9 protein-coding genes and 1 tRNA gene are annotated in these 9,058 nt (G+C 60.1%); 7 read left to right on the plus strand and 3 right to left on the minus strand.

What is annotated here, in order from left to right; genetic code table 11:
• Nucleotides 1-446: 446 nt before the first annotated feature.
• From ROG8370_RS19060 to ROG8370_RS19070, 3 genes are read left to right on the plus strand one after another with little or no spacing between them, the layout of a single operon-like run.
• The gene (locus tag ROG8370_RS19060; protein ID WP_085828730.1) at nucleotides 447-1,046 is read left to right on the plus strand and encodes a LysE family translocator; all 600 of its coding nucleotides are present in this window, start codon (nucleotides 447-449) and stop codon (nucleotides 1,044-1,046) included.
• A 19-nt stretch (nucleotides 1,047-1,065) separates the two neighbouring features.
• Entirely contained in the window at nucleotides 1,066-1,683 is a 618-nt protein-coding gene (locus ROG8370_RS19065; protein WP_085828723.1) for a hypothetical protein, read from the plus strand.
• Nucleotides 1,684-1,738: 55 nt separating this feature from the next.
• Nucleotides 1,739-2,701 (plus strand): acetyl-CoA carboxylase carboxyltransferase subunit alpha, encoded by a 963-nt coding sequence (locus ROG8370_RS19070; protein ID WP_085828724.1) that lies wholly within the window; start codon nucleotides 1,739-1,741, stop codon nucleotides 2,699-2,701.
• Between the two features lie 94 nt (nucleotides 2,702-2,795).
• Here the strand turns inward: ROG8370_RS19070 and ROG8370_RS19075 are convergent, their stop codons facing one another.
• Genes ROG8370_RS19075 through ROG8370_RS19085 form a run of 3 tightly spaced genes read right to left on the minus strand, consistent with a single transcriptional unit; the run spans nucleotide 2,796 to nucleotide 5,339 of the window.
• Complete coding sequence (locus tag ROG8370_RS19075; RefSeq protein ID WP_085828725.1) at nucleotides 2,796-3,962, minus strand: cation:proton antiporter; 1,167 nt, start codon at nucleotides 3,960-3,962, stop codon at nucleotides 2,796-2,798.
• Nucleotides 3,963-3,968: 6 nt separating this feature from the next.
• Complete coding sequence (locus ROG8370_RS19080) at nucleotides 3,969-4,616, minus strand: GntR family transcriptional regulator (RefSeq protein WP_073196699.1); 648 nt, start codon at nucleotides 4,614-4,616, stop codon at nucleotides 3,969-3,971.
• Nucleotides 4,617-4,646: 30 nt separating this feature from the next.
• Nucleotides 4,647-5,339, minus strand: coding sequence for a M48 family metallopeptidase (locus tag ROG8370_RS19085; protein ID WP_085828726.1), 693 nt, complete (start codon nucleotides 5,337-5,339; stop codon nucleotides 4,647-4,649).
• Between the two features lie 112 nt (nucleotides 5,340-5,451).
• On the opposite strand from ROG8370_RS19085, the gene ROG8370_RS19090 reads away from it, so the two are divergent.
• The 4 genes from ROG8370_RS19090 to ROG8370_RS19105 all read left to right on the plus strand — a co-directional run bounded on the left by ROG8370_RS19090 (nucleotide 5,452) and on the right by ROG8370_RS19105 (nucleotide 8,961).
• Nucleotides 5,452-5,778 (plus strand): TIGR02300 family protein, encoded by a 327-nt coding sequence (locus ROG8370_RS19090; protein ID WP_085828727.1) that lies wholly within the window; start codon nucleotides 5,452-5,454, stop codon nucleotides 5,776-5,778.
• A gap of 86 nt (nucleotides 5,779-5,864) precedes the next feature.
• Nucleotides 5,865-5,940, plus strand: a tRNA-Ala gene (locus ROG8370_RS19095).
• Nucleotides 5,941-6,023: 83 nt separating this feature from the next.
• Nucleotides 6,024-7,742: a site-specific integrase gene (locus ROG8370_RS19100; protein ID WP_085828728.1), complete on the plus strand. Its 1,719-nt coding sequence runs from the start codon at nucleotides 6,024-6,026 to the stop codon at nucleotides 7,740-7,742.
• A 562-nt stretch (nucleotides 7,743-8,304) separates the two neighbouring features.
• A complete protein-coding gene (locus ROG8370_RS19105; RefSeq protein WP_085828729.1) occupies nucleotides 8,305-8,961 on the plus strand; it encodes a ParB/RepB/Spo0J family partition protein in 657 nt (218 codons plus the stop codon).
• Nucleotides 8,962-9,058 lie beyond the last annotated feature (97 nt).

The following is a 9,058-nucleotide window of genomic DNA, read 5'->3' on the forward strand; positions in this document are numbered from 1 at the left end:
CCTGCTTGGCCCCATCGGAAACATTCCGCCAGCAGAGGCTGAAGAGAACTTCTATGCACAGCGCGACGTGCTCGATATGGTCGCGTGAAATGAAGCTATAGGTCTCCGGTAAACCCGGGGCGATTCAGATAGACCGTCAGGCCGACATCCTGAGCGCCAATCGCGAGACGCTGGCGGATGCGGACAAGTTGACCGTCAGGCAGGTTCTCACCATCCCGAATCTCTAGACGAAACCAGTTTCAGAAACACCAGGCAGGAATGACTGAGGGGCCGGGCCAACGGCCCCCTTTCATTTTTAAGAGGCCTCGATAGGCCGTGCCATGCTCCGGTTTGGCGTCGATCTCGGGGCATCACTCTTGCTCAAGGGCGCATTTGGGTGCAGAGCGGTTTTGCCGTCGCACCCAAACGCCCTGCACATGGACAGGCCTTCGCACAGGATCGCCGTGATGACCCTTGATCTTTTGACCGCCCTTGCCACCTTTGCCTTTGTCACGGTGATCACGCCGGGGCCCAACAACCTTATGCTGATGACATCGGGCGCGAATTTCGGGTTTCGCCGCAGCGTGCCGCATATGCTTGGCATCGGGCTTGGGTTTCCGACGATGGTGTTTCTGGTCGGTATCGGGGTGATGCAGGTGTTTGATCTCTGGCCGCTCAGCTATGCGGTTCTCAAGGTCGTTTCGGTTGCCTATCTGCTTTATCTGGCATGGAAAATCGCCAATGCCGCGCCACCGAAAGAGGCGACTAGCGAGGGCCGCCCGCTAACGTTCGTGCAATCCGCCGCCTTTCAATGGGTCAATCCCAAAGCCTGGAGCATGGCGCTGTCTGCGGTGACGCTTTACGCCACCGGGCGCGATCTTGTGGCGGTGCTTTGGGTGGCGGGCATCTATGTGCTTGTCTCTACGATCAGCACCACGAGCTGGACCGTTCTTGGCCAACAGATGCGCCGGTTTCTCAAAAGCCCGGCGCGCCTGCGGATGTTCAACTGGATCATGGCGGGGTTGCTGGTCACCACCCTGATCCCCGTGCTATTTCCGGCCCAGTGATCACCGCGCGAGGCCCGACATGCCCCTGACCCTTTTGCACACCGCCGAGGTGCATCGCGCCAGCTTTGACGGCTTACGCGACAAAATCGCGCCCGGCGCGCAGCTTGAGCACATCGTGCGCCCCGATTTCCTTGGGCGCGCGCAGGAGGGCATTGACCCCGCGCTTGCAGAGGAAATCGCCGCGACGATCACCTCGGCACCGGGGCCGGTGATCTGCACCTGCACCACCCTTGGGCCGGTCGCGGCGCGCGCGGGCGCGATCCGCGTCGATGCGCCGATGATGCAGGCCGCCGCCGAAACAAAAGGTGCGATTTTGATGGTCTATTGCCTGGAGAGCACCCGCGCGCCAAGCCTTGCCCTGTTGCAAGAGGCGATGGCGGTCGCCAATCACCCAGGCCCGCTTGTCCCCCTGCCCCTGCCAGAGCTTTGGCCGCTTTTTGCCGAGGGCCAGACGACGGAGTTCGCCAAGGCGCTTGCACTCGCGGTTCTCAAACAGGCGGTGCAGATGCCCGATCTTGGCGCGATTGTCCTGGCGCAGGCCTCGATGGCGGGGGCGGCGCCGATGCTGGGCGATCTGGGTGTTGCGGTCTTATCCTCGCCGGAGCTTGCGCTTCGGGCTGGATTGGCGCGGTTATGATTGCAAATCACCCGCCATACCGCCATATATCGCCACGGCAACCGTGGAGTAAGCGATGACCAACTACCTCGACTTCGAAAAGCCCCTCGCCGAGATTGAAGGCAAGGCCGAAGAGCTGCGCGCCTTGGCGCGGGCCAATTCCGAAATGAATGTCGAGGCCGAGGCCGGCGCGCTTGACCGCAAGGCGGCGGATTTGCTGCGCGATCTTTACAAGACCCTCACGCCCTGGCGCAAATGCCAGGTGGCGCGTCATCCCGACCGCCCGCATTGCCGCGATTATATCGAGACGCTGTTCACCGAATACACCCCCCTGGCAGGCGACCGCGCCTTTGGCGAGGATGACGCGGTGATGGGCGGCCTGGCGCGGCTAGATGATCGCCCGGTGATGGTGATCGGCCATGAAAAAGGCAATGACACCAAAAGCCGGATTGCCCGCAATTTCGGCATGGCCCGGCCCGAAGGCTATCGCAAGGCCGTGCGCCTTATGGAAATGGCGGATCGCTTTGGCCTGCCGGTTGTGACGCTTGTGGATACCCCCGGCGCCTATCCGGGCAAGGGCGCCGAAGAGCGCGGCCAGTCCGAGGCGATTGCCCGCGCGACCGAAACCTGTCTCAAGATCGGCGTGCCTTTGATCAGCGTGATCATCGGCGAGGGTGGCTCTGGCGGGGCGGTGGCCTTTGCCTCGGCCAACCGTGTGGCGATGCTGGATCATTCGGTCTATTCGGTGATTTCGCCCGAGGGCTGCGCCAGTATCCTGTGGAAGGATTCCGATAAGATGCGCGAAGCGGCCGAGGCGCTGCGCCTGACGGCGCAGGACCTGATCAAGCTTGGCGTGGCGGATCGCATCATCGACGAGCCCCTTGGCGGCGCGCACCGCGACCGCGACACCACGATTGCGGCAGTGGGCAAGGCGATCAACGCGATGCTTGGCGAGCTGGACAAGAAAGACCGCGCGGCCCTGATCAAGGACCGGCGCGAGAAGTTTCTCAAGATAGGCTCGAAGGGGCTCGCCGCCTAAGCGGGGCGCGCCATCGCAAGCGGCATCGCCCGTGACGCGTGCGGGTGCCTCCGGCGGGGATATTTAAGGCAAGAAGAAATGCAAGGCCCCGGTTTCAATCGGGGCTTTTTTGCACCCGGCGGATCGCAAGGCTGGTCATCATCGGGCCGATCAGTTCAAACAAGACCGTGGTGCCAATGGTCAGGGTGAGGATCATCTCGCCCGCCTCTGGAAACTCGCGCGCCGCCACAAGGGCCATGCCGACGGCAACCCCCGCCTGTGGCAAGAGGGCCGCGCCGAACCAGTTGCGCTCGGCCAGAGGCACACCGGAGATCGCGCCACCGATCCAGCCCCCAGCCACCCGCGCGCCGGTGCGCAGAGCAATGAAGGCCAGGCCAAGCAGGCCGATTTCAGCCAGAAGGCCGAGTTCAAGCCGCGCGCCCGCGAGCAGGAAGAACAGCACCATGAAGGGCCATTGCACATGCTCGATCTCGTGAAAGGCACGGCCATGGTGGCGCGCCAGATTGGCGATGATTGCCCCCGCCACCATGCCCGCGATCAGAAAAGACACCCCGGCCCAAATCGCCAGCCCGGCGGTGAGAAACACGATGCCTATCGCCTCGGTCTGAAGCGGTTCGCCCTTGCTGAGCCGCCCGGTCAGATAGGCCGCTGGCAACCCGATCAGCGCGCCAAGGCCAATCGCGCCGCCGATTTCCCAGAGCGCCTCTGACAGGGCGGTGGTATGGCCGTCGCCGACAAGCATCTGGGCAAAGACCACGGCCAGCGAAAACGCCAACAGGCCCCAGGCATCGTCGATGGCGACAATGCCGCGAATCTTGTCCACGAACGGCCCCTTCGAGCCGGATTGACGGATCGCATCCTGTGTCGCCGCCGGATCCGTGGCCGAGGCAATCGCGCCCAAAAGCAACGCAACGGGCAAGGGCACGCCGATCAGCCACAGACCGAGCGTGACCCCAAGCATCGTTGCCAGCACGATCGCCAGAGAGATCACGAAAATCGACTCGCCGTGGCGTTTGAGAGCCTTGCCCGTCAGCGAACTTCCCAGCAGAAACGCCACCATGGTCAGCGCCATCACCGAGAGGAAATCGTAAAGCGCGCGCACCTCGGGCGGGATCAGGTCAAGGCCGGAACCGCCCACTACAATCCCGCAGATCAGCAAAAGCGTGACCCGTGGCAGGCTGGTGCGGCGCCCCACCGTATCGGCGGCCAGCCCCAGAAGGAACAGCGCGCCAAGCGTGATCATCAGGGTAGCGTGATCCATGCCGCCCTATCCGAGCAGCATCTTGAGGCCCTGCGTCACATCCGAGCGCACGGCGAGGCGCAGGCTTGGCTCGTCGCCCGCCTTGAGCGCCGCTATGATAAGGCGATGGTGATGCGGCGGGTCCTTGCGCCGCAGGCGCCCATAGAGGGCGCGCATGGTCGGCCCAAGCTGAAGCCAGACGGTTTCGGCCATGGCCAGCATCGCGGGCGCCTGAGCGCGCAAATAAAGCGTGCGATGAAATTCTAGATTGCGGCGGATATAGGAAACCGCATCCTGACGGGCGATATCTTCGGCGACGCGCGCGTTGATGCTCTGAAGGCGGTCAATCAGCGCGATGTGCGCGCGCGGCAGGGCACGGCTGGCCAGCTCCACCTCGATCAGGGACCGCAGCGCGGCCAATTCCTCGATCCGCTCATTGTTGAGTTCGGGCGTGCTGACGCGGCCCGAGCTTGAGATCGTGAGCGCGCCCTCGGCCGACAGGCGGCGCACCGCCTCGCGCGCAGGGGTCATTGAGACGCCGAACTCGGCCCCGATACCGCGCAATGTCATCGCCTGCCCCGGTGCAATTTCGCCATGCATGATCCGGGTGCGCAGGCCGCGATACACGCGGTCATGCGCCGATGGGGTTGGATCGGGGCGTGGTGTCAGCAACATGGCGTTATGTGATCACAAATAACGGCGGGGTCAATCATTGAAACGATAGCGGTGCAACGCGCCACCCTCGCGACGCAGCCATGTGCGCGGCGCGCCATAGCCGGGCATCAGCCGCGCCACCACCGCCCAGAAGGCGGGTGAATGATTCATTTCCGCCAGATGCGCCACCTCATGCGCCGCGACGTAATCAAGCACCTCGGGCGGGGCCATGATCAGCCGCCAGGAATAGCTGAGCGCGCCGGAGGATGAACACGACCCCCACCGCGAACGCGTGTCGCGTAGGGTGATCCGGCTATAGCCCAGCCCGAGCAGCCCCGCGTAATGATCCGAGGCCGCCGCCAGCCGGTCACGTGCCCGCGCCTTGAGCCAGCCTTCAAGCCGGGCGCCCGCCGTATCCGGGCCGCCCGGCACATGCAGGGTAGCACTACCCTGCACCACGCGCTGCCCGGTGCCTTGGGCGATTCGCATCACCTGCCCCTCAAGGGGGACCTCAAGCCCATGAGTCACGACAACGGTGACCGGGCGCTGCGCCATTTGCGCGCGCAGCCAATCGGCCTTGGTGCGGGCGAAATCAAGCGCCTCTGCCTCGGGCACGCCGCGCGGCAAAGTAAGGGTAACCCGCCCATCCAGCCCGGAAACACGCAGCGAAATGCGCCGCGCGCGCGGGGATCGGCGCAGGCTAAGTTCAACTGGGGGGTTGCCCGGAAGCACGTGATGGCCCATATGGCCTCCTGATTGGCGGGTTGCGTGGCGACTAAAGCCTTTGACAGCTGACCATTGTTATGGCAGGTGGCGCGGACCGTCGACAAGACCAGAGATTTAAAGGGGATCACCAATGCCCAAGGAAGAATGGGGCGTAAAGCGTCTTTGCCCGACAACCGGGAAGCGCTTTTACGACCTGAACAACAATCCGATCATCAGCCCCTACACGGGCGAAGTGGTTGAACTTGCCACCGGCAAAACCCGGTCGATGACGCCTGACGCCGAAGATGCCGAGACCAAGAAGCTGAAAACATCTGATGCGGATGAAGGCACCGATCTGCTGGATGATGATGACGTGGATGTCGACCTTGATGACGACCTCCTTGAGGATGACGACGACGACGATGAAGTCTCGCTTGACGAGATCGCCGACGTTGCATCAGACGACACCGACTCGTGAAAAACGCAAGGGCGGGATTTTTCTCTTGATCCCGCCCGCCGCTTTCCCTAGATAGCGGCGCACAGGCCTTTCGGGGCCACACTGATGGGGCCTTAGCTCAGCTGGGAGAGCGCTTGCATGGCATGCAAGAGGTCAGGGGTTCGATCCCCCTAGGCTCCACCATCAACCTCTTATCATATTGATTTTGAAGGAAACCCTTGTTTATAAGGGTTTTCTGAACGTGGGTGTCACAGCGAGGTGTTACAGTGGCGGCTTTAGAAAAAATGCCCAGACACCCTCGCTTATACCGCCGCAACGGAACCTATTACCACCGTGCGGCTATCCCGAAAGACATCGCCAAGACTTACCCCAAGAGTGAAGAGACGTTCTCGCTGAAGACTAAGGACTTACAAGAAGCGCTACGCTTGGTAAGGATCGCGGCTGTGGAAGTGGACCAGCGCTTCGCCGACCACAGAAGGAGGGCGAACCGCCCGACCCAGCTAGAACTGACATCAGAACAACTTCAGCTTATCCACAACGTTTACCATCGCCATCTTCTTGAAGAGGATGAAGAGATACGCACCGAAGGTTTCGCGGGTTATACGGCTGCTAAATCCTTCGATGATGCAAAAGGCCTTAACGACGATTTGGCAGAGGATACCCGGGAGAAGTATGCCCGTGGAGAGGTGGACGACTTTATCTGGGGAGAGGCCGAGGATGTGTTGACGTGGGACGGAATCGACATTGATCTAGACCCAAGTTCTCCATCGTGGAACCGCCTCGCCAGAACACTACAGGAGGCATACCTGAGAGCCGCCGAGGACATTCAGAAGCGGTATCAAGGCAAAATCGTAGGGACCCCAGCCGAACCGTCCGGTGCGCCCTCCGTGAGTCCCACCGGGCCACTACTATCATTGTTGTTTGCCGCGCGGGTGGAAGAGGCCGAGCGCACGGTCGGGTGGTCACCTAAACTGATCGATGACTACCAAGTTTGGACTAACCTCTTCATCGAGCTGAAGGGGGATCGCCCGATCCTTGAGTACAGAAAATCCGATGCACGGGACTTCAAGAACATGCTCATGGACCTACCGAGCAACAGGAATAAGCACAGGCAGACCAAGGGCCTGTCCGCATTTGAAGCCATAGAGGCCGCAAAAGCTCACGACCTGCCTACGTTGTCAGTCAGCACGATCAACAAGGCGCTGGGCAGGATGCAGGCAATATGGAAATGGGCGGACAAGCAGCTTGATGAGGAGGTCTCTGACATCTTTGGGCCGATGAAACTGGCGAGCAAAAGCAACGCTAGGGGGGAGGCGGACCCATTTAGTCCTGCCCAACTACAGATAATTTTCAATAGCCCGCTTTTCACAGGCTGCAGGTCCAAACGGTTTCGCACGGAACCCGGCGACACTGACATGAGCGGGACGAGCTGGTACTGGCTTCCACTACTAGGCCTTTGGACCGGGGCACGGCTGAACGAGCTTTGCCAGCTCAATGTTGAGGATGTTGTTGAAGAGGATGGCATAGGGTTTCTGCGCCTACACGAGGGTGATGAGACCCAACGGATCAAAGGCGGCAAGAAACGCAATGTACCGCTACACCCCGAACTGGAGAGGCTGGGTTTCCCTGCTTTCGTGGACGCCCAGCGCCGCAAGAGTCTGAACCGCGTATTCCCTGATCTGAAAATTAGCGCGAAGGGCTATTACTCGGATCGGCCATCCAAGGATTTCAGCGCATACATAAGCAAGCTGGGAGCCAAGACTGACAAGACTTCTTTTCACTCTTTCCGCCACAACTTCAAGGATGCCTGCCGACACGCCGGGGTTAACCCGGATATCAATGACATCCTGCTAGGCCACGCATTACCGGGTATGGCGGGTAGGTATGGTGACGGCAAGGTCCCGCTATCGCGCCTATACGAAGCGGTCTGCAAGATTGATTACACGGGGCTGTCGCTGCAGCACATCAAATGTTTCACGCCTTGATACGCCACAATGTTTAGGAGCGTCATTGAATAAAACCAGCCTTGAAGCGGAGGTGACAGCCTAGGTGAAACCCAGCGCAGGTCTCTTTGGTTGGTCCATGGCTTCTTTTCGGGTTTCAGTTGAGGGGTGATGAATACACTTCAGCGGGAACCTAAGGCAGGGCCTTGATTGGAGATGGGGCAGGTGACGGCAAGGCAAGGCAGCGCAGAGCGGTTGAGAGAGTCGCTGAGTGGCCGTGTGGTTTATGTCTTCTCCACCCCATCTGAAAGCACAAGCTAGTGCAAGTGACGCGCTCAGATGCGCTGCAGGGGCCGGTAATTAGTGGCCACCATTGAAGAAAGTCAGCGTTGCAGTTGGGGTGATGGCCTCAGTGTAAACCAGCCTGGCATCTTCGGCTGGTCCATGGCTCGTTTCTCGGGTTACCGTGCGTGTGGGTAATACACTTTAGTGGGAAACTGAGACGGAGCATATGCGGTAGCTGGGGTATGCAGCATAAGGGTGTGCATCTTGCATAGGCTGGGACCAGCGACATGGACCCAAAACACAGAAGAGAAATCCAGAAATGAAAATAGAAAAACAAAGGGTTAACCGCCCCAAGCATAAGCGCGTCCCCCTGCACATGCTCAAGACCGAACCTGAAACCTTCCAGTTCAGAGAGTTCGAGACCACAGAGGAGCATGTGCGTGGGTTGGCGGACGCAATCAACGCCGGGAATGTGCTGGACCCAATGACGGTCTGGAAGCGTGGCGACGATGACTACGTCGTTGTTGATGGTCATCACAGACACGCAGCCTATACGCGGTGTGGATACAACAAGAACGTGCCCGTCATTCTACACGAGTGCAGTGAAGCAGATGCCATCTTGCTGGCGCTTGACGAGAACACCAAGACCAAACTGCCCATGACAAAGACAGAACGAGACAACGCAGCGTGGCGCTTGGTCTGTTCCGATCACAACCTCTCGAAGGCGCAGACAGCCAAAGCAACTGGCGTTAGCGATGGAACCATCGCGAAGATGCGCAGGACGCGAAAGCTGTTGGAGGAACAAGACGCCTTCATGCCAGAGACATGGTGGAAGGCAATGCGGGCAGCGAAAGGTTTGGATCGGCCTGAAATGACAGATGACATGGTTGAGCAAATGATCGAAGCACGCGCAAAAGCGCTGGATGATAAAATCGGTAAAGAGATAGAGAGTGTCCGACCTTCTGTGTATGAGTAATTTGGCCCATGCTTCCAAAACGAAGGAGCATGATGACAATGACGATTTCCAAAGAACTACTGGATGAGCTGCTGAGCGGCGTTGAACGGCCAGAGGA

The organism is Roseovarius gaetbuli (genome assembly GCF_900172365.1).
GTDB classification, from domain to species: Bacteria; Pseudomonadota; Alphaproteobacteria; order Rhodobacterales; family Rhodobacteraceae; genus Roseovarius; species Roseovarius gaetbuli.